This is a genomic window from Rhizobium sp. RU35A (genome assembly GCF_900156005.1).
Lineage (GTDB): Bacteria > Pseudomonadota > Alphaproteobacteria > Rhizobiales > Rhizobiaceae > Neorhizobium > Neorhizobium straminoryzae.
Genome location: NZ_FTMR01000003.1, coordinates 427283 through 452673 on the forward strand (window position 1 = coordinate 427283; position 25391 = coordinate 452673).

Sequence of the window (25391 nt, forward strand, 5' to 3'; positions counted from 1 at the left end):
GCCGGCACCAGTGAAAGAGACACGGATCGATCAGAGGAGAATGATCATGAACGGATTTTTGCGCCTGACGACGGCGCTTGCCTTTGGCGTGTTGACGGCTCTGCCGGCTGCCGCTGCAGACCTGAAGATCGGCCTGCAGGATGATGCCGATGTGCTGGACCCGGCCCAGTCGCGCAGCTTCGTCGGCCGCATCGTCTATACCGCGATGTGCGACAAGCTGGTCGACGTGTCGCCGGACCTCAAGATCGTGCCGCAGCTGGCGACTGGCTGGAAGTGGTCCGATGATGGCCTGAAGCTGGTCATGACGCTCCGGGACGGCGTGAAGTTCCACGACGAAACCACGATGGATGCCGCAGCCGTCGTCGCCACCATCGAGCGCAACCTGACGCTGCCGGAATCGCGTCGCAAGAGCGAGTTGTCCTCTGTCGCCAAGGTTGAAGCGACCGGGCCGCTGGAGGTGACCTTCACGCTGAAGCAGCCGGATGCCACGCTGCTGGCCCAGCTCTCCGACCGCGCGGGCATGATCGTCTCGCCGAAGGCCGCCAAGGAACTTGGTGCCAATTTCGGCTCGAAGCCGGTTTGCGCCGGTCCCTTCAAGTTCGTCGAGCGCGTGCAGCAGGACCGCATCGTGCTGGAGAAGTTCAAGGATTACTGGAACAAGGACGCCATCTTCATCGACAAGGTGACCTACCTGCCGATTCCGGATTCCACCGTACGCCTTGCCAACCTGCGCTCCGGCGATCTCGACATGATCGAGCGCCTGGCGGCGACCGACGCCCAGTCGGTCAAGGGCGATGGCAAGCTGAAATACGAGGCCGTCGTCAATATCGGCTACATGTCGCTTTATGCCAATGTCGGCAACGGCGCGCGCGCCAACAACCCGTTCGGCAAGGACAAGCGGCTGCGTCAGGCTTTTTCGCTTGCCATCGACCGCGAAGCGCTGATGCAGATCGTCTATGAAGGCACCGCCGTTGCCGGCAACCAGCCCTTCCCGCCGAACAGCCCCTGGTATGACAAGAACATCCCGGTGCCGGCCCGTGACGTCGCAAAGGCCAAGGCGCTCGTCAAGCAGGCCGGTTTCGACCGCGTCCCGGTCGAGATGCAGGTGCCCAACAACCCGGTTGCACAGCAGATGATGCAGATCGTCCAGTCGATGGTCGCCGAAGCCGGCTTCGACGTGCAGCTGAAATCCACGGAATTTGCCACGCTGCTCAACGAGCAGACGGCCGGCAATTACCAGCTCAGCCGCTCCGACTGGTCAGGCCGTGTCGATCCGGATGGCAATATCCACCAGTTCGTCACCTGCAATGCGGGCCTCAACGACACGAAGTACTGCAATCCCGAGGTCGACAAACTGCTGAACGCGGCACGCGCCTCGACGGACGAGACGGTGCGCAAGCAGAAGTATGATGCCGCCGCGGCCATCCTCAACGATGACCTGCCGATGATCTATCTCGGCCACCAGTCGTGGATCTGGGCGATGAAGAAGAGCGTCAGCGGTTTCGTGCCCAATCCCGATGGCATGATCCGTCTGACGGGAATGAAGAAGGAAGGCTGAGGTCTTCCCGGGTGCCGCGGAGTTCAGCCCGCGGCACCCCCTCCGCTCTATCCCTGAAAAGGAAGGCGCATGCCTGTTTTCATCGCAAAGCGTCTGCTGGTCGCGCTTCCGACGCTGTTGATCATTTCCATCTTCGTCTTCTCCCTCCAGAAGCTTCTGCCGGGTGATCCGGTGCTGGCCATGGCGGGTGAGGAACGTGACCCGGCCGTTCTCGAACTGCTGCGGGAAAAGTACCATCTGAACGACCCGATCCCGGTCCAATATGTGCGATGGCTGGGCGGCGTCGTGCAGGGCGATCTCGGCATGTCGCTGCGCACCAACCAGCCGGTTCTCGAGCTCATCAAGGAAAAGCTTCCGGTCACCATCCAGCTGGCGATCATGTCGATGATCTTCGCCTTCGCGATCGGCGTGCCCATGGGCATTCTGGCGGCGGTGAAAAAGAACACGGTTCTGGATTACGTGGCGAGCCTTTTGGCGCTTTCCGGCCTGTCGGTGCCGAATTTCTGGCTTGGCATCATGCTGATCCTGCTGGTTTCGGTGCAGCTCGGCTGGCTGCCGGCCTCCGGCTACGAATCCATCTTCGTCGATCCCGTGCGCTCGCTGCAGACGATGATCATGCCCGCTTTCGTACTGGGCAATGCACTGGCCGCCACGCTGATGCGCCACACCCGCTCGGCGATGCTCGGCGTACTTTCCGCCGATTATATCCGCACCGCCCGCGCCAAGGGGCTTTCGCCGCGCGAGGTCGTGCTGTCGCACAGCTTTCGCAATGCGCTGTTGCCGGTCATCACGCTGACTGCACTCCTGTTCGGCGAGCTGCTGGCGGGCGCCGTGCTGACCGAGCAGATCTTTACCATTCCGGGTTTCGGCAAGCTCATCGTCGATGCCGTCTTCAACCGCGATTACGCGGTGGTGCAGGGCGTCGTGATGTGCACCGCTCTTGGTTTCATCCTGATGAACCTGATCGCCGACGTGTTGTATGTCCTGCTCAACCCGCGTCTGAGGGCCAATCTATGACCGCCATCGAACAGACAGGCATGCCGCCGGCGCGCGCCGAAAGTCGCGCCTGGCGCAAGCTGAAAAGGAGCCGCAGCGCGCTGGCGGGGCTTGTGATCATCGCCTTCTTCGCGCTGCTTGCCCTTGCCGCGCCGATCCTGCCGATCCCGGACCCGATCGCCACCAGCTGGTCGGCCATCCGCAAGGCGCCGTCCGCCGCTCACTGGCTCGGCACGGACGATCTTGGCCGCGATATTCTCTCCCGTATGATCTGGGGTGCCCAGGCCTCGCTTCTGGCAGGCATCGTTTCGGTTGCCATCGCCGTCGTGATCGGTGTGCCCTTCGGCATCCTCGCCGGCTATTTCGGCGGCTGGGTGGATCTCGTCATCTCCCGCGTCACCGAAGCCTTGCTCGCCATGCCCTTCCTGATCATGGCGATCGCGCTCGCCGCCTTTCTGGGGCCGAGCCTCAGCAATGCGATGATCGCGATCGGGTTGACCGCCATGCCGATCTTCGTGCGGCTGACGCGCGGCCAGGTTCTGGCCGTCAAGCAGGAGGATTATGTGGAGGGTGCGCGCTCCGTCGGCCTCGGCCATCTCGACATCATGCTGCGCTACATCCTGCCCAATGTCACCGCCCCGATCATCGTGCAGGCGACGCTGACTGTTGCGACCGCCATCATCGCGGAAGCCAGCCTCTCCTTTCTCGGCCTCGGCCAGCAGCCACCGGCGGCCAGCTGGGGCTCCATGCTGAACGTTGCGAAGAACTTCCTCTCCCAGGCCCCCTGGATGGCGATGTGGCCGGGCGCCGCGATCTTTCTGGTGGTGATCGGCTTCAATCTTCTCGGCGACGGGCTGCGCGATGCGCTCGACCCGCGCGAACACTGACATCGGACATGAAGGGCAAGACCCATGACTGACTTTACCACGCGTCCCGAAATCCTCGGCACCTTCGGCGTCGTCACCTCCACCCACTGGATTGCCTCGGCCGTCGGTATGAGCATTCTGGAAAAGGGCGGCAATGCCTTCGATGCAGCCGTCGCCACCGGCTTCGTGCTGCAGATCGTCGAGCCGCATCTGTGCGGCCCGGGTGGCGACATGCCGGCGATCATCTACTCGAAGAAGACCGACAAGGTGGAGGTGATCTGTGCGCAGGGGCCGGCGCCGGCCGGCGCCACCATCGAACACTATACCGCCGAAGGGCTGAAGCTCATTCCGGGCGACGGCCTGTTGTCCACCGTCATCCCCGGCGCCTTCGACGGCTGGATGCTGATGCTGCGCGACTACGGTACGATGAGTGTGCGCGAGGTGCTGGAGCCGGCGATCTATTATGCCGAGCACGGACATCCGGTGCTGCCGCGCGTCTCGGCCACCATCAAGGGGCTTTCGGACTTCTTCGCCAGGGAATGGCCGACCTCGCATGAAACCTGGCTGCCGGGTGGCGCGGCGCCGGAGCCGCATTCCAACTTCCGCAATCCGGTTCTCGCCGACACCTGGAAGCGCATCATTGCCGAGGCGGAAGCCGTCGAGGGTCGCGAAAACCAGGTGCAGGCGGCGCGCGATGCCTTCTATCGCGGCTTCGTCGCCGAGGCGATCGACCGCTATCTGCAGACGGCCGAGGTGATGGATGCCAGCGGCCAGCGCCACAAGGGCGTGCTCTCGGCCGACGACATGGCCAACTGGAGCGCCACGATCGAGGCGCCGCAGACCTTCGACTATCACGACTGGACGGTGTGCAAGACGCCAGCCTGGGGGCAGGGCCCCGTGCTGCTGCAGTCGCTTGCTCTTCTGAAGGGCTTCGATCTCGGCGCGATGGACCCGACCGGTCCGGACTTCGTCCACCACGTGGTGGAAGCGATGAAGCTCGCCTATGCTGACCGTGAGGTCTATTACGGCGATCCGGACTTCGGCCAGATCCCGACAGAGGCGCTGCTGTCGGATGGCTATAATGACGAGCGTCGCCGGCTGATCGGGGCCGATGCCTCGCTCGACCTGCGGCCCGGTACGCTACCGGGCTACGAGCGGCAGGTGGACGCCACCATGGCCATGCTCGCCGAATTCTCCGGCAAGGGGTCGGTCTACGAGCCGACCATGGCGCATCTCACCGAAAAGAAGGGTGACACCGTCCATATCGACGTTATCGACCGCTGGGGCAACATGGTTTCCACCACGCCATCAGGCGGCTGGCTGCAGTCCTCGCCGGTGGTGCCGGGTCTTGGCTTTGCGCTGAACTCCCGCGCCCAGATGTTCTGGCTGAAGGACGGGCTGCCGACCTCGCTGGCCCCCGGCAAACGCCCGCGTACGACGCTCACCCCCTCGCTTGCGCTGCATCAGGGCCGCCCAACCCTTGCCTTCGGCACGCCGGGTGGCGACCAGCAGGACCAGTGGCAGCTGCCCTTCTTCCTGCGCTATGCGCATCACGGCAAGAACCTGCAGGCGGCGATCGACGCACCGCTGTTCCACACGACGCACTTCCCGGGTTCCTTCTATCCGCGCACCAGCGAGCCCGGCCACATCATGATCGAAGCGAGCTTCGGTGAGGCGACGATTGCCGAGCTGCGTCGTCGCGGCCACCGCATCACCGTGGCGGACAACTGGTCGGTCGGCCGCCTCACGGCGGCGCGCCGGGATGCGGACGGCCTCATGCGCGCGGCAGCGACGCCGCGCCTGATGCAGGCCTATGCTGTGGGACGCTGAGCCATGACCTGGTCGATCGTTGCCCGTGACCCCGAAACCGGCCATCTCGGCGTTGCCGTCGCCAGCCGCTTCTTTGCGGTCGGTTCGGCGGTGCCCTATCTGCGCGGCGGCGTCGGTGCCGTCGCGACACAGGCCTTCGTCAGCCCGCTCTATGGCGTCGATGGCCTTGCCATGCTCGGCGAAGGCAAGGCACCGCAGGACATCATCGATGCACTGACGGCCCGCGATGATGGAGCTCAGCAGCGGCAGATGCATCTGATCGATGCGCAGGGCCGCAATGCCGCCTTCACCGGCGCGAAATGCATCGACTGGGCGGGACATCTCGTCGAGGAGAATGTCTCTGTCGCCGGCAACATGCTGGCCGGCCCGCAAGTCATCGAGCAGACGCTGCGCGCCTATCGCGATCTGGCCGCCGCCCCCTTTGCCGAGCGCCTGCTGGGCGCCATGGAGGCTGGCGAGGCGGCGGGTGGTGACAAGCGGGGCAAGCAGTCCGCCGCGCTCGTCATCTACCGTGATCAGGACTATGCGTGGCTGAGCATTCGTGCCGACGATCATGCCGAACCGCTGGAGGAACTCTGGCGGCTCTATCAGGTGGCGCAGGAGCGTTACCTGCACGTGGCCGAAACCATGCCGACGCGGACCAATCCGCATGGGCTGACCGATCGCCGCGAGATCGACCGTAAGATTGCAGCACTCGAGGCCGAACGCACGGCAAGTGGCCGCGCCAGCGCCTCCTTTGCCACCCCATGGAACCCGTCATGACCCAGGAGCCCGTTCTTTCCGTTCGCAACCTGACGACGGCCTTTCGCACGGACGAGGGCTGGAAGCCGGTGGTGCGCAACATTTCCTTCGACGTGGCGGCCGGCGAGACGCTGGCGATCGTCGGTGAATCCGGTTCCGGCAAGAGCGTCACCTCGCTTTCCATCATGCGGCTGCTGGCGGCGGGTTCAAGCCGGATCGGGGGCGAGATCCGGCTGAACGGCCGCGATCTGCTGGCGCTGTCCGAAAAGGACATGCGCGGCGTGCGCGGCAACGAGATCGCCATGATCTTCCAGGAGCCGATGACCTCGCTCAACCCGATCTTCACGATCGGCCGGCAGATTTCCGAGGTGCTGACGCGGCACAAGGGCCTGTCGAAGACGGAGGCGCGGGCCGAGACGATCCGCATGCTGGAGCGGGTGCGCATTCCCAATGCCGCAAGGCGCTTCGACGAATATCCGCACCAGTTCTCCGGCGGCATGCGCCAGCGCGTGATGATTGCCATGGCGCTCGCGTCTCGCCCGAAGCTGCTGATTGCCGACGAACCGACCACCGCGCTCGACGTGACGATCCAGGGCCAGATCCTCGATCTCATCAAGGAATTGCAGGATGAGGAGGGCATGGCCGTGCTCTTCATCACCCATGACATGGGCGTGGTGGCGGAGATCGCCGACCGCACGGTGGTGATGCTGCGCGGCGATGCGGTGGAAACCGGACCGACCGAGGACATCTTCCATCGCGGCCAGCATCCTTACACCCGCGCGCTTCTCTCCGCCGTGCCGAAGCTCGGCTCGATGGAAGGCAAGGCCATGCCGCTGCGCTTCCCCGTCGTCGATACGGCAACCGGCATCACTATCGAACCGGCCGTCGAGGAGAAGGATGTGGTGCAGCGCAGCCCGATCCTTCAGGTGCGCAATCTCGTGACGCGCTTTCCGGTCCGCTCCGGCCTGTTCAGCCGCCAGACGGGGGCTGTGCATGCGGTGGAGAATGTCTCCTTCGATCTGCGCCAAGGCGAAACCCTGTCGCTTGTCGGCGAATCCGGCTGTGGCAAGTCGACGACCGGCCGCTCGATCATGCGGCTGATCGAACCGAGCGAGGGCGAGATTCAGCTCGACGGCTTCAACGTGCGTCAACTGGGATCGCTCGAACTGCAGCGGATGCGCAAGAGCATTCAGATGATCTTCCAGGATCCGTTTTCCAGCCTCAACCCGCGCATGACCGTCGGGCAGGCCGTGGCGGAACCCTTCCTGAAGCACCGGATGGGCAGCGCCGCCGAGGCGCGGGAAAAGGCTGCCGATCTCCTGGAACGGGTCGGCCTGCCGGCTGCGATGATGAGCCGCTATCCGCACGAATTTTCCGGCGGTCAGCGCCAGCGCATCGCCATTGCCCGCGCGCTCTCGCTCGATCCGAAGGTGATCGTGGCCGACGAAAGCGTGTCGGCGCTGGACGTGTCGATCAAGGCGCAGGTCTGCAATCTTCTGCTCGACCTGCAGGAAAGCCTCGATCTCGCCTTTCTGTTCATCAGCCACGACATGGCAGTGGTGGAGCGGGTGAGCCATCGTGTTGCGGTGATGTATCTCGGCGAGATCGTCGAGATCGGCCCGCGCGCCGCCGTGTTCGAAAATCCGCAGCATCCCTACACGAAGAAGTTGATGGCCGCGGTGCCGGTGCCCGATCCGGCACGGCGTGGCATTCGGCGCGGCATTTCCAACGACGAGCTGAAGAGCCCGGTGCGGCCGCTCGGCTACCAGCCGCCGGTCAGGCACTACCGCGAAGTCTCCGCCGGCCATCTGGTGCAGGTGGCCGGCGCCTGAAACGCAATCGGGGCCGGCGAGAGCCGGCCCCGATGTTTTTGCTGCCGGCATAGTGCCTGATGTGGCTTACCAGCGATAGGCGAGCGTTGCCTTCACCGTGCGCCGCTTTCCGTCGAGGACGGAATTGGAATAGAAGCCCGGCGTGAAATAGCGCTCGTCCGTCAGGTTGGTGCCGCTGAGTGCCAGCGACAGACCCTTCCAGTCCGGATTGGCCTTGCCGAAATCATAGCTGATCGCCGCATCGAGAAGCGTATAGCCTGGAATCTTCACCTGCTGGCCGGTGCCGGTATCCATCGCCGTGTAGGAACTGCCGACGCGGCGCAGGCCGGCGCCGACGGAGAGGCCCTCCAGCCGGCTGGTCTCGAAGGCATAGTTCAGCCAGAGCGATGCGGTGTTGTAGGGTACTGCCTTCATCTGCGTGCCCACCTGGCTGATGCCGGAACTGTTGGCGTTGTCCTTGGTCACTTCCGCATCGGTATAGGCGTAGCTCGCGACGAAGCTCCAGCCATCCGCGATCTCACCCTTTGCTTCCAGTTCGAGACCGCGCGAGCGCACCTCGCCCTGCTGCACCGAGTAGCCGGAATTGTTCGGATCGGAGGTGGTGACGTTCTGCTGTGTCAGGTCGTACCAGGCAAGGCTCAGCAGGCCGTTCCACCCTTCCGGCTGGTATTTCACGCCCACTTCATACTGTGTCCCCGTCGTCGGCTTGAACGGGTTGCCACCGAAATCCGTACCGCTGACCGGCTCGAACGAGGTGGAATAGCTGGCATAGGGCACCACGCCATTGTCGAAACTGTAGCCAAGCCCGACGCGGCCGGTGAAGGCATGCGCATCCTGGTCCGTCTTCGATGTTCCGCCGACATATTGATAGCTGGTCATGTCTGCCCAGTCATAGCGGCCGTTCAGCGTCAGGATCCAGTTCTCCCATTTGACCTGATCCTGCGCATAGAGGCCGTACTGGCTGACCAGTTCCTTGCTGTCCGACCAGGCGGAACCGAAGGTATAGGCGAAGTCGTAATCCGGGTTGTAGATGTCGAGATGGTTGGCATTGGTGGAATTGGTGCGCGTCTCCCGCAGGTTCGAATAGCCGTAGTTGATGCCGAACAGCAGCGCATGGGTGAGCGGACCTGTTTCCACCTCGCCGGAGAGATTGACGTCGGCCACCACGCTGTCGGAGGTACGTGGCCTGCTCTGCACGCCGATATCGAGATAGTGGTCGTCGACCACGGCAATCGGCCAGGTCCAGATGAAGGCCGAGGTGAAGTCGAGTTTCGAATGGGTGTAGCGGAGATTGTTCCGGAGCGTCCAGCCGTTGTCGAATTCGTGCTCGAATTCGTAGCCGATCGAGGTGGACTTGCTGTTCCAGTCGGAGAGGCCGGGCGCCCCCATGTAGAAGTCGCGCGGGATGGTGACGCCGGTACTGTAAACCGAATTGGCGATCGGCAGGCTCTGCTCGGCGCCGCTGCGGGTCAGGTCCTGATACTGGGCAAGCAGCGTCAGATGCGTCGCATCATCCGGCGTAAAGGTGAGGGCGGGCGCAAGGTAGAGCGCATCATTCGGCGAATGATCCACCTGCGTGTCGGCATCGCGCTTGAGGCCGGTGAAGCGATAGAGAATGGTGCCATCCTCCGTCAGCGGTCCCCCGAAATCCACGGCCGCCTGCTTCTCGTTGAAGGACCCATATTCCAGCTGTACCTCGCGGAACGCCTCTTCCGTCGGCCGCTTGGTGCGCATGTCGATCAGGCCGCCCGGCAGCGCATCGCCGTAAAGGCCGCTCGCCGGTCCCTTCAGCACGCTGATCTGCTCCAGACCATAGGGCTCGACGGTGGTGTCATAGGCGTTGTAGCCGTTGCGCAATCCGTCCCGGTAATAGCTGCGCTGCGATTCGGCGAAGAAGCCGCGCATATAGAGCAGCGGCAGGCCCTGGTTCGAGGTGTAATCCACCATGCGCACGCCCGGCGTATAGGCCACCGCATCGTTCAGGTCCGTGGCGCCGCGCTGGTCGAGTTCCTTGCGCGTGACGACGCTGACCGATTGCGGCACCTCGCGGACCGGCACATTGGTCTTGGTACCGGCGGAACTGCTGGTGGCCGCCATGCCGCTGGTCTGGTTGCCCTCGACTGCGACGCGCTCCAGCAGTGTTGCCCCTGTCTCGTCCGTTCCACTGCCAGCGGCGGTGGAGGCATCGACCAGCGCAGCGCTTGACGCACCGGTGATGCGCACGCGGATGCGACTGCCAGACAGCATGGTCTGCAGTGCTTCGGCCGGCGCCATGGTGCCGTTCACCGCCCTGGTGGTAACCGTGCGTGCGAGATCAGGCGCATAGCCGATCTGCCAGCCGGTGGTGCGGATGAAGGCGTCCATCGCCGTACCCAGCGGCTGTGCCGGAATGGCAAAGCGCACGGTTTGCGCGCGCACGGCGTCCTGCGCCTGTGCCACCGGAAGGCCGGGTGCCCCCATGACGACGCACCCCAGCATTGTCGAGGTCGCGAGCAGGCGCGCCAGCCCTCTGAAGCCACTGGTTCTGCGTCCACGCAGCAAAGCCTGCGCCATCCCCCATCTCATCATGTCACGCTACCCTTCAATCTAACCCAAGGGCCGCGGCGGCGACCGTCTCAAAAGCCCTCATAGGCGCAAGACGTTTCGGTGCGGATGCGTCACAAAAAAACTTGATAATTTAACGCAAGATCAGGATTCCGGCCGGAAGGCGGGTCATCGAGATGCCGGTGGCGACGGCAAGCGTGCGGATTGCCGTTTCCGGATCGTCTGTCCGGTAGTTGCCGCTGACCGTCTTTATGTCGATGCGCTCGCCGAGCAGGATGACGGAGCCATCGTAATAGCGGCCGAGATCCCTCACGGCTTCACGAAGCGGACGATCGTCGAAGACGATGCGTCCATCGCGCCAGGCCAGAGTCCGGGCCATGTCGGCGGGCCGCTTTCCGGTGATGCCGGAATGATTGGCAGTGACCATCTGGCCGGGGTTCAGCCGTTCCGTTGGACCGACGCCTTGCCGTGACCGTACCTCCACGCTGCCGCGCTCCAGAACCACCTGATCCTCGGTGTCGTCGGCCCGAACGCTGAAGGCGGTTCCCGTCACCGTCACCTCGGCGAAATGCCCGTCCACTACGAAAGGATGGTCGGGATCGTGCCGCACGTCGAAGAAGGCTTCGCCGGCGAGAACCTGCACCATGCGCCGACCGTCGCGGAAATCTGTGGCGATCGCGGATGCCGTGTCGAGCAGGACAACGGAGCCGTCCGGCAGCGTCACGGTCTGTCGCTCGCCGGTGGCAGTCGCATAGTCGGCCCGCCAGCGCAGAATGAGGCCGGACGGCGGGTGAAGTACACTGACCAGCAGGATGGCAGCGATGGAGAGGCCGGCAAGCCAGCGTCCGGAGCTGCGCAGCGCCTTGTGCTTCCGTAATGTCCGTGCGGCGGGGGAGGCTTTTGCGCGCAACCGGTCCGCATCGGCCAGCGTCGCCCGTTGCAGCGCCGGCATTGCATGCAGGCGCACCAGTTCATCGAAGGCCTGTGCCCGTGCCGGGTCGCTCGAGCACCAGCGGTCGAAGGCGGCAAGTGTCGCCGGGCTGCGGTCTTCGTCAAGCCGCAGAAACCAGTCCAGCGCCTCGTCGGTCACCGGGTCCCGATGCCGGTAGCCACTTGTTGCGGCGTCTCTTCCCTTGTCTGTCACTCAGGCACCCCTGCGCTGGCAGGCTGTATGTTCTGATGGACAGGACGTGCGAAGGGGTGGGCCGTCACAAATTTTCCGGCAGGACAGACGCAGGCGTAAGGGCGCGGCGGGTCTTGCCATACGGGCATCTCGATTGATCCTTTTCTCATCCGTCAGCCCTGCTCCAGGCGCGCCATCACGTCCCGGCAATGACCGAGGACCAGTTTCACGTCGTTGTAGACGGTGTTGCGCGAGACGCCGAGGTGATCGGCAATCTGCTGGTAGGTCCAACCGTCCACCTGTGACAGCGCCCAGGCGCGGCGCGCCCGGTCCGGCAGCTCCGCGAGGGCGGCTTCCAGCAGGCGCTGGCGCTCGCGTTCCAGCAGGTCCTCTTCCGCCGAAGCTCCATCCGAGGCCACCGTCTCCACATCCGCCCACGCAATGTCACGCTCCTCGAAACGATTGCGATACTTTCGCTTGCGGGTGTGGTCCAGCGCCAGATGCCGCGCGGTCTGATACAGATAGCTTTCCAGATGCTGGATGGGGCGTGCCTCCAGCGCATGCAGGGTACGCAGATAGGTCTCCTGCGCAAGGTCGTCAGCGGTTTGCGGGTCGCGCACGATGCGCATCACGACCCACCACAGCGAGCGGCGATGGCGCGCAAAGAGCTTGCCCAGCAAGGCCGTCATCAGTCGCGTGCTCCCGCAATCACACCCAGGGGCGCGCAAGCGGCTCGGGAGCCGACGGGATCCATCGCGACATGCGGCATCAAGAACGGGTCCTGCAAGGTTTTCGATCCGCGCGAGGACTGGCTGTCAGAGCGGATCCGAAAACATGACTACGTTCTGCATGTTTCAAAAGCAAGCGTCCAGCACACGCTGCCGTCGGTCATCCGCCGATCAGGCTGTGGTAGGCGCCTTCGACCTGCGTGATGTGCCCGTGCATGGTGCGCTCGGCTTCCGTCTGGTTACCGCGCAGGATGGCCTCGAGGATCAGCCCATGCTCCGCATGCGAGCGGGCAAGGCGGCCGAGCGTGGAAAACTGGGCGCGGCGAAACGGTTGCAGCCGCTGGCGTGTCGAAAGCGTGATTTCTTCGAGATAGGGATTGTGGCTTCCGCGATAGATCGCGCCATGAAAGCGTTCATTGGCCTGGATATAGGCCTGCCGGTCGCCGGCGGAGACAATTGCGGCCATCTCGCCATGCAGGCTGTCCAGCCCGTCGCGTTCGGACGGCGTCATGCGCAGCGCGCTCAAGCCGGCGCAGAGCGCTTCCAGATGCCCCATCAACTCGAACATGCCGGTCAGTTTGTCCTCATCCGGCTGCGCGACGACGGTGCGGGTGTGGGGGCGCTGATCGACGAGGCCGCTCGCGGCCAGCTGTTTCAGCGCCTCGCGTACCGGGGTTCGCGACACGGTGAATTCGGCGGCCAGCTGCGTCTCATCCAGCACGGTGCCGGGGGCAAGCTCGCTGCTGATGATCCGCTCGGCCAGTTGGCGCCGGATGTCCTCTGCCGATGTGCGGGGCGTTTTCTTCAGCACGCGTCTGTCTCATGTCCTGTCGTCGTCATCCGGGCATCATGCTGACATGGGCGGCCGCGACCTTCCACCCGTCCGCCGTCCTGACCCAGGTCTGCATCTGCCGGCCGATCTCGCCCGGCAGGTCCGGCCGGTGGAACAGGGTGGAGGCGGTCGCGAAATCGCGGCCATAGGTGGTGATCACCGTCTTTTCGAGCCGGCGCGTGAACGGCACCTGGCTGTTGCGGAAGGCGGTGATCTCGCCATAGCCATGCTGCACTTCGCTCACCCCGTAGCGGACGGTGGCAGGATTGTCGAGAAACATGGCAAGCAGCGTGGTGTTGTCATTGGCGAGCAGTGCTGCTTCATAGGCGGTGAAGACGGCTTCGACCTCTGCCTGCGTTTCGGGGTGGTTGATCTCCATCAGCCGGTCTTTCTGCGGTTGAGCATGCGGGTCTTCAGTTCTGTGAGGAAGGGAATGGTCTCGAACTGGTCCGGTTGTACATGGTCCCAGTCCACGCCGGCGGGGCGCGGCTGACGGTTGCCGGTGACGATCAGCTCGGCATCCGTCGCCACCATGTCGAGGGGCGAGTCATGCGGTTCGATCACCACCTCGTCATCCGTGACAAGCTGGAGCGAATGCACCGTCGTCACCAGCGGCGTTTCATCGGTGATGGTGCCGAGTTCGCGGAAAATAGCAGTTTCGAGATCGGCAAAGCCGGCGCCCTTGCCGGTGCGGCCGCCGGCCCGCGAGACGGCAACCGATCCGACCACGCAAAAGTCCAGGGGTTCCACATCCTCGAAACCGATCCGCTCGCCGTGCTCGACAAATCCCTCTGAGACGGCGGCGAGTTCGAAGGAGATGCCCTTTTCCGTCAGCCTCTTCGGGTCAAGGCGCAGATAGGGAAAGTCACGGGTGAGGTAGGGCACCGGCGCATAGACCGTCTTGCCCTCGTAGAGCGCCCGAAGGCGGATCGGGATCTGCGGCGCATCCGGATTGGTCTTGATCGTCCTTGCTCTTTTCCAGGCCTGCGTCTGTGCCAGCCGCCAGGCAGCCGTATCGGCCCCGACGAAATTGGGGATCACGCTCCAGGCGGGGCCGACGGAGACACCGTTTTCCTCAAGGGCCGCCCAGATCCGGTTGCGCACGGCGTCCTTGCCGGCATTGCGGCCTGCCCAGCGACCCTTCTGTTCCTCCGGCATGTCAGGCATGGGCGAGCGCCTGCGTGACGGCGGCTTCCAGTTCGGCAAACGGCGTGGCCCAGCCGACGATGCCGCCTTGCGCCACGATCATCTCGATCGCCATCCGCTTGAACTCGGGAAAATAGCTTTCGGTCGCATCCTCGATCAGCAGGCATTCATAGCCCCGGTCATTGGCTTCCCGCATGGAGGTCTGCACGCAGACCTCCGTCGTCACACCGGCAAAGACGAGATGTGTGACGCCCTTGTTGTCGAGGATCGACTGGATGTCGGTGTTCCAGAACATGCCCTTGCCGGGCTTGTCGATCACGGTCTCGCCGGCGATCGGCTTCAGGGGATCCACGATCTGGTTGCCTGGTTCGCCGCGCACCAGAAGCCGGCCCATGGCACCCTTTTCGCCGATCTTCAGCGGGGCATCGCCGCGGCTGATCTTCGAGGGCGGGCAGTCCGAGAGATCGGGCAGATGCGCCTCGCGAGTGTGAACGACCGGCCATTTCTTGCGGCGGAAGAGATCGATGAGCTTTGCCGTCGTCGGAATGATCGCCTCCAGCCGTGTCACGTCATTGCCGAGGCTGTCGCCGAAGCCACCCTTCTCGATAAAGTCACGCTGCATGTCGATCACCACCAACGCCGTGCGACCGGGGACGAAGGGGAAGGGATAGGGGCGGGCAGGGACCGGAAATGTCATGGCAGAGTCCTCAATGTCCGGCCATGTGCTGGCCGATGGTGTTGCGGTCGGTCGCCTCGATCGGCGCGACGTAGGAGATCGTCCCGCCGGACATCACGGCGACGCGGTCCGCCAGTTCGAGGATCTCGTCCAGGTCCTCCGAGACGAGCAGGACGGCGGCGCCGCGGTTGCGCGCCTCCATGATCTGGCTGCGGATATCGGCGACCGAGGCGAAATCGAGCCCGAAGCACGGGTTTGCAACGATCAGGACATCCACGTCGCCCGACAGTTCGCGGGCGAGCACCGCGCGCTGCACATTGCCGCCGGATAGCGTTTCGATCGGCGCATCGGGGGACGTGGTCTTCACGCGGTAGCGGGCAATCAGTTCTTCGGCCTTGCTGCGCATCGGACCTTTCGACATCCACCAGCCGAGACTGGCGATCGGCGGCTTGTCGAAGGAGCGGAAGGCAATGTTTTCCGCGACACTCATGCGCGGCACGGTGGCGTTCTTCAGGGGTTCCTCCGGCAGGCCGAACACCTTGAAGCGGTCGAAATTGCCGCGCTTCGGCGTAAACAACTCGCCGCGAATGGTGATCTCGCCATCCGAAAGCGGTCGCTGGCCGGCCAGCACCTCGACCAGAGCGCTCTGTCCGTTGCCGGAGACGCCGGCAATGCCGACGATCTCGCCGCCCCTGATCTTCAGGTTCACGCCCTGAATGGCGGACAGGCCCGCATCGTCCTCGGCGCAGAGGCCGGCAAGTTCCAGCACGTCCTTCTGGCCCGATTGCGCCGTGCGCGCTGCGCGCTCGCGCACCTCCGTGTCGCCGATCATCATGCGGCTCATCTCTTCGACGGTCGCAAGCTTGGCATCGCCCTCGCCGGTCAGGCGGCCGCGTCGCAAAACGGAGAAGCGGTCGCAGAAGGTTTTTACCTCGCGGAACTTGTGGGAGATCATCAGGACGGTGATCTCGCCGCGGTCGCACATGCCGTGTAGCAGGCCCAGCATCTCGTCCGCCTCGCCGGGCGTCAGCACGGAGGTCGGCTCGTCGAGGATCATGAAGCGCTGGTCGAGATAGAGCAGCTTCAGGATTTCCAGCTTCTGTTTTTCCCCGGCAGACAGCGAGGAGACCTGCGCATCGAGCGGCACCCGGAAGGGCATGGTTTCCATGAAGGCGTCGAGCGCCTTGCGCTCCTTTGCCCAACTGATCACCGCGGGTGCATCGGCCCGCGAGATGACCAGATTTTCCGCCGCCGTCAGGCAGGGCACCAGCGTGAAATGCTGGTAGACCATGCCGATGCCGTGGGCGCGGGCATCGCGCGGCGAACGGATGGCAATCTCCTTGCCGTCCAGCGTCACCTTGCCCTTGTCGGCCGCGTAGAAGCCCATGATGCATTTGACGAGGGTGGACTTGCCGGCGCCATTTTCGCCGAGTAGCGCATGGAAGGAGCCGGCTGCGACATCGATGGACACATCGCCGAGGGCTGTGAAGCTGCCGAAGGTCTTGGTCATGCCGGTAGCGGAAAGGGACGGGGCCTTTCGTGGCTGGGACATGTCGGATGCGAGTGCGCTCATGATCATCCTCCGTTTCGTCTGGCAATGATGGCAACGGGACCGCCGCCATCCGGCCCCTGATGTTCGGCGCCGCCGGAGACGAAGATCTCCGTAGTACCGACGAGACCTGCCAGCACGCCGCCCACGAAGGCGCGGGCATGGCGGGTGGCGGAAATGTCGCTGTCATCAAGCATGGTGTGGCGGGAACCGCGAAGCCGCCCGCTGGTGCCGGGCTCGGCCTTGGCAAGCAGTGCCACAAGCGATGCGGCCTCGCCCCCGAGGGCAAGACGATCCATGGCAGCCTTCACAGGCGCCACGTCGATGGCATCCGCCATCACGGCATGATCCACGGCAAGCGCGCCGCTCCATGACCGGCTCATGCCGAGAACGACGATCTCGTGATTTTCCAGCTCGACCCCGGCCGACGTGCTGGCACGGGAGGACCAGAGCGACATGTCGCGTCCGATCTGCGCCTCATCGATGTCGGGCAGGAACAGTTCCCCCAAAGCCACCGCGACGCCGAGCGCGGAAGCGGCCCGCGACAAACCCATGGATTTCAGCGTGTCACGGGTGGCCGTCGAATAGCCCTCGGCCTCGGCGCGCTGTATGCGCTCGGAGGTTAGCAGCGGGCATTTGATCTGGACGAAGTGGACATCGCCAAGGTCGTCGATCCCCGCATCGCGAATTGCCGCGCGAACCCCTTCCGCCACCATCTGCACCTGCGCAAGCCGACCCAGGTCTTCCGGTGGAAGGGCAGGGGTCAAGGCGCGACCGATCGCCAGGGACGGTCTATCGTGAACCGGGTGGCCAGCTGTTCGCTCCAGGACCAGAATATGCGGCGAAAGCGCACCTTCAGTTCCGCCGGACATCACATAGGCGATCTCCTCCACCGCGGCCGTGGGCAGATGCCGGGCCAGTTCGATCTTCAGCGACTGGACCGAGAAGGCGCGCGTAAAGTCGTTGACGCAGCCATTGCCTTCCGTCTTGCCGAGAATGGCGAGGATCCCGGCTGGCGAGATTGCGCCGCTTGCGATGGCTGCGGCAAGGCCGGACACATCGTCCGGACCCTGCGTCGCGATGCGATGGACCTTTGCCTCCCGCATCAGGGCAATGCCCTGATGAAATCGAGCGAATTGGAGACGGCGCCGAAAACGCCGCCCTGCATCTTGATCATGTCGATGGCGGCGAGATGGTTCTCGACCTTGGTGGCTGCACAGCAATCCTCCAGCAGCAGGCATTCATAGCCGCGGTCATTGGCATCCCGCATGGTGGTGTGCACACAGACATCCGTGGTGACGCCGGTGAAGACGATGTTGCGGATGTTCTTCATGCGCAGCACAAGCTCGAAATCGGTGGCGAGGAAGGTGCCCTTGCCGGGCTTGTCGATGATGGCCTCGCCCGGTTCCGGCTGCAGTTCCGGAATGATTTCCCAGCCCGGTTCGCCGCGCACCAGGATGCGCCCGCATGGCCCCTGGTCGCCGATGCCGGCGCCGATACGCTGCGAGCGCCAGCGCTTGTTGGCAGGCAGGTCGGAAAGATCCGGCTTGTGGCCCTCGCGGGTGTGGATGATGGGATAGCCCTTGGCGCGCATGGCGGCCAATACGGACTGGATCGGTTCGATCGGTGCGCGGGTCAGCGAAATGTCATAGCCCATGCTGTCCACGTAACCGCCCGGCGCGCAGAAATCCGTCTGCATGTCGATGACGACAAGGGCCGTGTTGTGCGCGCCCCAGTTGCCATCGAAGGGCCAGGGATAGGGATCGGCGGAAAGCGTGGTGCCGTCGGCGACCATGGCTTGTGCAATCCGTTCATCGAGAGACGTCATGGGATACCTCACTTGGTGATGGAAAGCTCGCCCGGAGCCTCGCGCGCCGCGACCTTCGATCGCGCCGAGGCGATCATGATCAGCAGCGTGAGGATGTAGGGGGCGGCATTGAAGAAATAGTAGCCCTGGGAAATGCCGACGGACTGAAGCGAGGGGCCGAGCGCGCCGGCAGCACCGAACAGCAGGGCGGCGAGAATACAGCGCAGCGGCCCCCAGCGGGCGAAGATGACGAGCGCAACCGCCATCAGGCCCTGGCCGGAGGAAAGGCCCTGGTTCCAGGAGCCCGGATAATAGAGCGACAGGAAGGCGCCGCCGATGCCGGCCATGAAGCCGCCGATGGCGGTGGCGATAAAGCGGACGAGATCGACGGAGACGCCCATGGCCTTGGCCGCTGCGGCGCTGTCGCCGGTCATCCGCACCACGAGACCCCAGCGCGTGTTGCGGAAGCCCCACCACATGAAGACCGCGAGTGCCACGCCGACGAAGAACAGCGGATTGACCTCCAGCGCCTGGGCAAGACGCGGATCACCGGTCCAATCGCCGAGATGGATTGCTTCCAGCTTGGGCGCCTGCGGCTGGATGTAGGGTTTGCCGAAAAAGAAGGCGAGGCCGGTGCCGAAGCTCATGAAGGCAATGCCGATCGCGATGTCGTTGACCTTCGGCAGCTTGCAGATGAAGCCGTGCAGGGCGCCCAAGACGAGGCCGGCGCAGCCGGCGAAGAACACGCCGGCCCAGGGATTGCCGGTGAGGAAGGAGCCGGCATAGGCCACCATGGCGCCCAGCACGAGGCTGCCTTCGAGGCCTAGATTGATGCGCCCGGATTTTTCGGTAAGGCATTCGCCAAGCGCTACGAACATGAACGGGGTGGACACGCGGATCGCGCCGCCGAGCATGGCAATGAGGGCGGTGATCAGCGCGCTGTCTGGCATGGTCTCGCTCATGTGCGGTCCTCCGCGCGTTTCGGCTGCAGGAAGGGAATGCGACCGTAAAAGGTCTCGCTCGTCAGCAGCACGACAAAAATCAGGCCCTGCAGCACAAGGACCGTGGCATCCGGCATGCCCATACGGCGCTGGATGATGCCGCCGGCGGCGCTGAGTGCCCCGAACAGCACCGCGACGGGGATGATGGCCAGCGGCACCTGGCGGGCGAGGAAGGCAACGAGGATGCCGGTAAAGCCATAGCCCGCCACCAGCGAGGCATTCGCCTGCCCATGCACGGCGGCCACCTCATAGAAGCCGGCGAGCCCGGCGCAGGCGCCCGCAATCATGGTGCAAACGACGATCAGCTTGCCGACCGGCAGACCCTGCGCCAGGGCGGCACGTGCATTGCCGCCGGTGACGCGCGCGGCAAAACCGAAGGTCGTGCGCGTCATCAGGATATGCAGCGCAATCGCCAGAATGACGCCGGCCGCCAGCCCCCAATGCACCTGGGTGCCAGGAATGGCGCCGATGCGGTAGGCTTCACCGATTGGCATGGTGGAGGGCTTGTTGGCCGAGGCCGGGTCGCGCAGCATGCCTTCCACGAAAAAGTTCATGGTGGCAATCGCGATATAGGACAGAAGCAGCGAGGAAATCGTCTCGTTGACGCCGCGATAATGGCGCAGCCAGCCGGCAAATCCGATCCAGAGCCCGCCGGCCAGCATGCCGGCCATCGCCATGACGGGAAGGGTAAGGAATGCCGGCACGCCGGCCTTGACCAGAGGAATGGCAATTGCCGCCGCCGAAAGGCCGCCAAGCACCAGCGCGCCTTCGCCGCCGATCATGGTGAGACCGATGCGGGCCGGCACGGCAAAGGCCAGTCCCGTCAGGATCAGCGGAGCGGCGCGCTGCAAGGTATTCTGAAAGGAGAAGCTGGAGCCGAAACCTCCGACCCAGAGCAACTGGAAAAACATCAGCGGCGATTTGCCGAGCATCAGCAGGAACACGGAAAAGAGCGCCGCAGAGGCGATGAGCGCTGCAACCGGAATGAAAATGGATTCGGCGAATTTGAGCGTGCCAACGCTCGGTCGTCGCTTCATCGACGCTGCTGAAAGAGATTGAACCGTCATGTCTGCCACCTGTGCTCTCCTCTCTCACCGGAGATCTGCCCGGACGACGGGCGATCCTGCCTCTTGAAGATCCGGCCCCTCCGGGGACGGTCTGCATCGGCGGATTGAATTACCCCCTCTGGCCAGCCGGCCTGTTGGGTCGAGCCACTCGTCTCGACCCGTCCTTCTGACCCTTCCACAAGGGGGAGAAGACCCGCTGCACCGTCTTGCTCTCGCCAGGGCAGGGCGTCGCCGCGGGTTAACCCCCTCCCCCTTGTGGGGAGGGGGTTTCGACCGCCCAATCACGCCGTCCTTCCGGGAATGCCGATCAGGTGATCGAACCCTGGACGCCCTCCAGCAGCCAGTTCATGCCGTCGAGATAGGGGTCGTAGTTGTCATAGGTCTTGTCGACGACCACCTTGCCCTGGTTGTCCTTCAGCGTGCCCTTGTAGATCGGCTCGCCCTTGACGAGGGCGGCACGGGCGGCATCGGCAGCCTTCTTCGCAGCCTCGCTGGCGCCGGCGCCGTAGGGCGTCGAACGCAGCATGTCCTTGTCGAAGCCGCCGACGAGGAAGTTCGGCAGCGTCTTGGAGGCGGCGATATCAGCGGCGAAGGACTTGTAGATGGTCTCCCACTTGTATTCCGCGCCGGTGATGAAGCCCTTCGGCGCCAGCGGAGCCTGCGAGGCATTGTGGCCGAGGCTTTTCACACCGCGGGATTCGGCGGTCTCGATCACCACCTTCGGGCTGTCCACATGGCAGGTGATGACGTCGCAGCCGGCATCGACCAGCGCATTGGTGGCTTCGGCTTCGCGCACGGGAAGCGACCATTCGCCGGTGAAGATCACGCGGACCGTGGCATCCGGCTTCACGGACCGCGCACCGAGCAGCACGGAATTGATGTTGGAGAGAACCGAGGGAATGGGCTTGGCGGCCACGAAGCCGATCTTGCCGGATGCGGAGGAGAGGCCGGCCGCCACACCATTCACATAATGCGCCTGGTTCAGATAGGGGAAATAGGAGCCGGCATTCTTCGGATCCTTGTCCTTGCTCCAGAGCGGTGCCGCATGACGGAACTCGACCTTGCTGTATTTCTTGGCGAGATCGACGACGAAGGGGTTATAGTAACCGAAGGACGTGGCAAGGATCAGGTTGGCGCCGTCGAGGTTGATCATCGATTCCATCGACTTGGCGACGGCGTCGGTTTCCGGCACGTTTTCTTCTTCGACAACCGTAACGCCCGGCACCTCCTTCAGCGCCTTCGCGGCCACCGCATGGGCCTGATTCCAGCCGAAATCGTCACGCGGGCCGACATAGACGATGCCGACGGTGACGGCCCCCTGCGCGCTGGCAAAACGATAGGGCAGGGTACTGGCCGCCACGCCGGCAAGGCCGGTCTTCAGCAGCGAGCGACGGGACAGTTCGAATTTCGACATGGACACTCCCCTCTTCTTCGACCCGTCATGGGTCGTTATGGAAACTGAATTGCAAGGGGCGTGCCAGATGCTTGACTGAACTTGGCGTACGTCAAATCATTGAAAAACAATACATGATGATGAGGTTGCCCTTCCGTTTTCGGATTAAAAAATAGGCTCTATTTAAAAGATGCATATTTTTTGTATTTATGATGGCTCGTTGCATACAATTGTGGCGCGTCAACCCTGGCGTAGGGCATGGGCAAGCCGTGCGCCTTCCCGTACCGGGCTGATGGTCAGCACGCGACGTCACCCCTTGCATTCGCGGGAACGGGACATCGGTCGGAGGCGGGGTTATTCCGCGGCAACGGGCCGGAGAGCCTCGAGGATCTTGCGGATCTCCGGTCGGCAGGAGCCGCAATTGGTGCCTGCTCCGGTCTGCGCTCCGACAGCCTGAACGCTGCTGCAGCCGCCTTCGGCTGCGGCGGCAATTTCGTTGACCCCGATACCCATGCAGGAGCAGAGGATGGCCCCCTTGTCCGGCTGGTCGGCCGGAGGGCGTCCGGCGATGAGGCGCGTGCGCATGCGGCGGTCGGGATGGGGCTCTGCCAGCTGTCCGGCAGCCCAGGGCCGCGACACGGCAACCGGTTCGTCCGATACGAAGAGCAGCGCCAGCAGGCGGTCTCCCCCAAAGGCCGCCAGCCGCAGTTCCCGCCCCTCGCGCGCAACGTAGCCGGTCACCTCGGCCTGGGGCGGCAGGTGGAAGGCGGTCTGCAGCCAGGCCTGCCATCCTTCCGCCGGCGGCTGGCCCGCCAGTTCCATCCGGTAGCCGCCTTCGCAGCGGGCCAGCGCCCAGTAGTCGAAGGGCAGGGGGAGCGGTCGGCTGGATGCAACCGCAAAGCCATGGAAGGCGGCTGCATGGCGGCGCAGTGAAACGGCTGCATGTTTCAGCGCCGGCTGGCCCGAAAGCGGGTCGCGCCGTCCGGGGATCAGGGTATCGACGCGCCCCAGCGCTGCCGTTTCGTCCGTCCAGTGCATGGGCACGAATACGGCGCCCGGCGCCTGCCGCCGGGTCAGAAGCGCCCGCACTACGACCCTCCCGCCGGTGACGCTTTCCAGTTCGACCAGATCGGCGTCTGCAATCCCGTATGCGGCGGCATCGTGCGGATGGATCTCGGCAAAGGGTTCGGCAAGATGGGCGGAAAGCCGGGCGCTTTTGCCGGTGCGCGTCATGGTGTGCCAGTGGTCACGCACACGCCCGGTGTTCAACACGAAGGGGAAGGCCGGTGAGGTCCGAGTCTCCACCGTTTCCGTCACGGCGACGAAACGCGCGCGCCGATCGGAATGGAAAAAGCGCCCGTCGCCGAAGAACCGACGGTCCGCATCCGGCATGGCTTGCGCCGGCTGCGGCCACTGGAAGGGCTTGAGTGCCGCATACTCCGCCTCTGTCGTATCGGCATGCGCGCCGATGTCGAAATCCCGGCTTCCGCCGTTCTCGAAGGCGGAAAGGGCGGCGTGTTCGGCAAAGATCGCATGCGGACCCGGATAGGCAAAGGCATCTTCAAAGCCCATTCGCCGGGCGACGTCCGCCATCTGCCACCAGTCCGGCCGTCCCTCGCCGGGTGGCGGGAGGAAGGCGCGCTGGCGGGAAATGCGGCGCTCCGAATTGGTGACGGTGCCGTTCTTCTCGCCCCAGCCGGTGGCGGGCAGCAGCACATGGGCGAGGCGCGCCGTATCGGTGTGCATCTCGATGTCGGAGACGACGACGAAGGGGCAGGTTTCGATGGCGGCCTTCACGCGGTCCGCATCCGGCATCGAGACAACCGGATTGGTTGACATGATCCACAGCGCCTTGATCCGCCCATCGGCCACCGCCTCGAACAGATCGACCGCCTTCAGGCCGGGGCGGTCGGCCATCGCCGGCGCCTTCCAGAAGCGCTGCACGCGGTCGCGATCCTGCGGGTTTTCGATTGCCATATGGGCTGCGAGCATGTTGGCGAGGCCGCCGACCTCGCGCCCGCCCATCGCATTCGGCTGACCCGTCAGCGAGAAAGGCCCCATGCCGGGGCGACCGATGCGTCCCGTCGCCAGATGACAGTTGATGATGGCGTTCACCTTGTCCGAGCCGACGGAGGATTGATTGACCCCCTGGCTGTAGCAGGTCACCACCTTCTCCGTTGCGGCAAACAGGGCGAGGAACTGGCAGACCTGCTGTGCGGGCAATCCCGTGGCCTCCGCAATGGTTGCCGGATCGGCCCGCCCGGCCGCCATCAGCGCTTGCGCAAAGCCGCGGGTATGGGCGCCAACGAAATCTTCGTCGATGGCCCCCGTCTCGGCAAGATGAGCCAGCAGGCCGGTGAACAGCGCCACATCCCCATCCGGACGGATGGCGAGATGCAGATCGGCGAGATCGCTTGAGGCGGTGCGACGCGGATCGATGACCACCACTTTCATGCTCGGTCGCGCCGCCTTGGCGACGGCAAGGCGCTGATAGAGCACCGGGTGGCACCAGGCCATGTTGGAGCCGACCAGCACCACGAGATCGGCCAGCTCCAGATCTTCGTAAGTGCCTGGCACCGTATCCGAGCCGAAGGCGCGCCGGTGGCCGGCGACGGAAGACGCCATGCAGAGCCGGGAATTGGTGTCGATATTGGCTGAGCCGAGAAACCCCTTCATCAGCTTGTTGGCGACATAGTAATCCTCGGTCAACAGCTGACCGGACAGATAGAAGGCGACGGAATCCGGTCCATGGTCGCGGATTGCGTCAGAAAAGGCGGTCGCCACCGCATCAAGGGCGGTGTCCCAGCTGACCGGCCGGCCATGGAGCATCGGAGAGAGCGCGCGTCCGGCGGGATCAAGCGTTTCCGCCAGCGCCGAGCCCTTGGAGCAGAGGCGGCCGAAATTGGCCGGATGCTCGGGATCGCCCCGGACGCTCACGCGGCCGTCGTCCTCCACGCGCGCAATCACGCCGCAGCCGACACCGCAATAGGGGCAGGTGGTGCGGGTCTCAGCGGGCATGGGTGTTGCTCCATCGGATGGGAGACTTGTCACACCTCATCCTCTTCTCTGTCATTGATGGCCCCTCATCCGGTCCTTCGGACCATCTTCTCCCCGCGGGGGAGAAGGGATGGACCACAGCGATTGCGCTTCCCCTCTCCCTTTGGAGAACGGGGGCCGCACGAAGTGGAGGCCGGCTAAGGGTGCTGCAACCATGTCCGTATCCTTCCCTACTCCGCCGCCACCATCATCGGGGTCGCGATCAGGATCGACAGTGCGCCGTTCTCGTTGCGGATGTCGAAGGTCTGCACCGCGCCTTCGTCCGCGCCGAGCGCCTGGCCGCTTTCCAGCGAAATCACCCAGTTGTGCAGCGGGCAGGTGACGGAGGCGCCATGTACGATGCCTTCCGACAGCGGTCCGGCCTTGTGCGGGCAGCGGTTTTCGATGGCAAAGACCTCGTTCTCGCCGGTGCGGAACACGGCGATGGTGAAGCCCGGCGTTTTCACGCAGCGTGCGCCGCGCAGCGGGATGTCGTCGATATGGCCGATGTCTGTCCAGTTCATGAGATAATCCTTCTGATTGAAGACCCCTCCCCAAAAGGGGGAGGCGCTAACCTGCCGAACCGTTACTCCATGATTTCGCCCCCTTGTGGAGGGGGCGAAGGACGGGTTGAGACGAGTGGCTCGACCCAACAGGCCGGCAGGC

21 protein-coding genes are annotated in these 25391 nt (G+C 64.3%); 6 read left to right on the forward strand and 15 right to left on the reverse strand.

Annotated elements, in window-relative coordinates; all coding sequences use genetic code 11:
- Positions 1-46: 46 nt before the first annotated feature.
- The 6 genes from F3H95_RS10440 (at position 47) to F3H95_RS10465 (ending at position 7823) form a co-directional block, all read left to right on the forward strand.
- Positions 47-1558, forward strand: a complete 1512-nt coding sequence (locus F3H95_RS10440; protein WP_143125466.1) for an ABC transporter substrate-binding protein — start codon at positions 47-49, stop codon at positions 1556-1558.
- 69 nt (positions 1559-1627) lie between these two features.
- Positions 1628-2575 (forward strand): ABC transporter permease, encoded by a 948-nt coding sequence (locus F3H95_RS10445; RefSeq protein WP_143125467.1) that lies wholly within the window; start codon positions 1628-1630, stop codon positions 2573-2575.
- Positions 2572-3441, forward strand: coding sequence for an ABC transporter permease (locus F3H95_RS10450; RefSeq protein WP_149745895.1), 870 nt, complete (start codon positions 2572-2574; stop codon positions 3439-3441). The genes F3H95_RS10445 and F3H95_RS10450 overlap by 4 nt, the downstream gene beginning before the upstream one ends.
- 24 nt (positions 3442-3465) lie before the next feature.
- Positions 3466-5250, forward strand: coding sequence for a gamma-glutamyltransferase family protein (locus tag F3H95_RS10455; protein WP_149745896.1), 1785 nt, complete (start codon positions 3466-3468; stop codon positions 5248-5250).
- A gap of 3 nt (positions 5251-5253) precedes the next feature.
- Positions 5254-6012, forward strand: coding sequence for a DUF1028 domain-containing protein (locus F3H95_RS10460; RefSeq protein ID WP_149745897.1), 759 nt, complete (start codon positions 5254-5256; stop codon positions 6010-6012).
- On the forward strand, positions 6009-7823 hold the full coding sequence (locus F3H95_RS10465) for an ABC transporter ATP-binding protein (RefSeq protein ID WP_149745898.1): 1815 nt from the start codon (positions 6009-6011) through the stop codon (positions 7821-7823). Before F3H95_RS10460 ends, F3H95_RS10465 begins: the two co-directional genes overlap by 4 nt.
- 66 nt (positions 7824-7889) lie before the next feature.
- Here the strand turns inward: F3H95_RS10465 and F3H95_RS10470 are convergent, their stop codons facing one another.
- From F3H95_RS10470 to nirD, 15 genes are all read right to left on the reverse strand, one after another.
- On the reverse strand, positions 7890-10376 hold the full coding sequence (locus F3H95_RS10470) for a TonB-dependent siderophore receptor (protein WP_149745899.1): 2487 nt from the start codon (positions 10374-10376) through the stop codon (positions 7890-7892).
- A 124-nt stretch (positions 10377-10500) separates the two neighbouring features.
- On the reverse strand, positions 10501-11511 hold the full coding sequence (locus tag F3H95_RS10475; protein ID WP_149745900.1) for a FecR family protein: 1011 nt from the start codon (positions 11509-11511) through the stop codon (positions 10501-10503).
- 152 nt (positions 11512-11663) lie between these two features.
- Positions 11664-12179: a sigma-70 family RNA polymerase sigma factor gene (locus F3H95_RS10480; protein ID WP_149745901.1), complete on the reverse strand. Its 516-nt coding sequence runs from the start codon at positions 12177-12179 to the stop codon at positions 11664-11666.
- Between the two features lie 199 nt (positions 12180-12378).
- A complete protein-coding gene (locus F3H95_RS10485) occupies positions 12379-13029 on the reverse strand; it encodes a GntR family transcriptional regulator (protein WP_149745902.1) in 651 nt (216 codons plus the stop codon).
- A gap of 25 nt (positions 13030-13054) precedes the next feature.
- Positions 13055-13429: an oxalurate catabolism protein HpxZ gene (gene hpxZ / locus F3H95_RS10490; RefSeq protein WP_149745903.1), complete on the reverse strand. Its 375-nt coding sequence runs from the start codon at positions 13427-13429 to the stop codon at positions 13055-13057.
- Positions 13429-14217 carry a 5-formyltetrahydrofolate cyclo-ligase gene (locus tag F3H95_RS10495; RefSeq protein WP_143125062.1) on the reverse strand — a complete coding sequence of 263 codons (789 nt, stop codon included), beginning with the start codon at positions 14215-14217 and terminating at the stop codon, positions 13429-13431. Before F3H95_RS10495 ends, hpxZ begins: the two co-directional genes overlap by 1 nt.
- Entirely contained in the window at positions 14210-14893 is a 684-nt protein-coding gene (locus F3H95_RS10500; protein WP_149745904.1) for a cysteine hydrolase, read from the reverse strand. The genes F3H95_RS10495 and F3H95_RS10500 overlap by 8 nt, the downstream gene beginning before the upstream one ends.
- A gap of 10 nt (positions 14894-14903) precedes the next feature.
- A complete protein-coding gene (locus F3H95_RS10505) occupies positions 14904-16424 on the reverse strand; it encodes an ABC transporter ATP-binding protein (RefSeq protein ID WP_149745953.1) in 1521 nt (506 codons plus the stop codon).
- A 23-nt stretch (positions 16425-16447) separates the two neighbouring features.
- A complete protein-coding gene (locus F3H95_RS10510) occupies positions 16448-17536 on the reverse strand; it encodes a ring-opening amidohydrolase (RefSeq protein ID WP_149745954.1) in 1089 nt (362 codons plus the stop codon).
- The gene (locus tag F3H95_RS10515; RefSeq protein WP_149745905.1) at positions 17527-18249 is read right to left on the reverse strand and encodes an isochorismatase family cysteine hydrolase; all 723 of its coding nucleotides are present in this window, start codon (positions 18247-18249) and stop codon (positions 17527-17529) included. Before F3H95_RS10515 ends, F3H95_RS10510 begins: the two co-directional genes overlap by 10 nt.
- Before the next feature lie 8 nt (positions 18250-18257).
- Complete coding sequence (locus F3H95_RS10520; protein ID WP_149745906.1) at positions 18258-19190, reverse strand: ABC transporter permease; 933 nt, start codon at positions 19188-19190, stop codon at positions 18258-18260.
- Complete coding sequence (locus F3H95_RS10525) at positions 19187-20296, reverse strand: ABC transporter permease (protein WP_149745907.1); 1110 nt, start codon at positions 20294-20296, stop codon at positions 19187-19189. The genes F3H95_RS10520 and F3H95_RS10525 overlap by 4 nt, the downstream gene beginning before the upstream one ends.
- Before the next feature lie 307 nt (positions 20297-20603).
- Positions 20604-21710, reverse strand: a complete 1107-nt coding sequence (locus tag F3H95_RS10530; RefSeq protein ID WP_149745908.1) for a BMP family ABC transporter substrate-binding protein — start codon at positions 21708-21710, stop codon at positions 20604-20606.
- Positions 21711-22043: 333 nt separating this feature from the next.
- Positions 22044-24707 (reverse strand): nitrate reductase, encoded by a 2664-nt coding sequence (locus F3H95_RS10535; protein ID WP_149745909.1) that lies wholly within the window; start codon positions 24705-24707, stop codon positions 22044-22046.
- A gap of 209 nt (positions 24708-24916) precedes the next feature.
- Complete coding sequence (gene nirD, locus F3H95_RS10540) at positions 24917-25249, reverse strand: nitrite reductase small subunit NirD (RefSeq protein ID WP_143125055.1); 333 nt, start codon at positions 25247-25249, stop codon at positions 24917-24919.
- Between the last annotated feature and the right edge of the window lie 142 nt (positions 25250-25391).

Bases quoted from the DNA above. Each gene is read 5' to 3' on its own strand.
- F3H95_RS10465 (WP_149745898.1), top strand. From the start codon at position 6,009: ATGACCCAGGAGCCCGTTCTTTCCGTTCGCAACCTGACGACGGCCTTT.
- F3H95_RS10505 (WP_149745953.1), bottom strand. From the start codon at position 16,424: ATGTCCCAGCCACGAAAGGCCCCGTCCCTTTCCGCTACCGGCATGACC.
- F3H95_RS10445 (WP_143125467.1), top strand. From the start codon at position 1,628: ATGCCTGTTTTCATCGCAAAGCGTCTGCTGGTCGCGCTTCCGACGCTG.
- F3H95_RS10450 (WP_149745895.1), top strand. From the start codon at position 2,572: ATGACCGCCATCGAACAGACAGGCATGCCGCCGGCGCGCGCCGAAAGT.
- nirD (WP_143125055.1), bottom strand. From the start codon at position 25,249: ATGAACTGGACAGACATCGGCCATATCGACGACATCCCGCTGCGCGGC.
- F3H95_RS10460 (WP_149745897.1), top strand. From the start codon at position 5,254: ATGACCTGGTCGATCGTTGCCCGTGACCCCGAAACCGGCCATCTCGGC.
- F3H95_RS10500 (WP_149745904.1), bottom strand. From the start codon at position 14,893: ATGACATTTCCGGTCCCTGCCCGCCCCTATCCCTTCCCCTTCGTCCCC.
- F3H95_RS10535 (WP_149745909.1), bottom strand. From the start codon at position 24,707: ATGCCCGCTGAGACCCGCACCACCTGCCCCTATTGCGGTGTCGGCTGC.
- F3H95_RS10525 (WP_149745907.1), bottom strand. From the start codon at position 20,296: ATGACGGTTCAATCTCTTTCAGCAGCGTCGATGAAGCGACGACCGAGC.
- F3H95_RS10455 (WP_149745896.1), top strand. From the start codon at position 3,466: ATGACTGACTTTACCACGCGTCCCGAAATCCTCGGCACCTTCGGCGTC.
- F3H95_RS10480 (WP_149745901.1), bottom strand. From the start codon at position 12,179: ATGACGGCCTTGCTGGGCAAGCTCTTTGCGCGCCATCGCCGCTCGCTG.
- F3H95_RS10470 (WP_149745899.1), bottom strand. From the start codon at position 10,376: ATGGCGCAGGCTTTGCTGCGTGGACGCAGAACCAGTGGCTTCAGAGGG.
- hpxZ (WP_149745903.1), bottom strand. From the start codon at position 13,429: ATGGAGATCAACCACCCCGAAACGCAGGCAGAGGTCGAAGCCGTCTTC.
- F3H95_RS10520 (WP_149745906.1), bottom strand. From the start codon at position 19,190: ATGAGCGAGACCATGCCAGACAGCGCGCTGATCACCGCCCTCATTGCC.
- F3H95_RS10530 (WP_149745908.1), bottom strand. From the start codon at position 21,710: ATGTCGAAATTCGAACTGTCCCGTCGCTCGCTGCTGAAGACCGGCCTT.
- F3H95_RS10495 (WP_143125062.1), bottom strand. From the start codon at position 14,217: ATGCCTGACATGCCGGAGGAACAGAAGGGTCGCTGGGCAGGCCGCAAT.
- F3H95_RS10440 (WP_143125466.1), top strand. From the start codon at position 47: ATGAACGGATTTTTGCGCCTGACGACGGCGCTTGCCTTTGGCGTGTTG.
- F3H95_RS10515 (WP_149745905.1), bottom strand. From the start codon at position 18,249: ATGACGTCTCTCGATGAACGGATTGCACAAGCCATGGTCGCCGACGGC.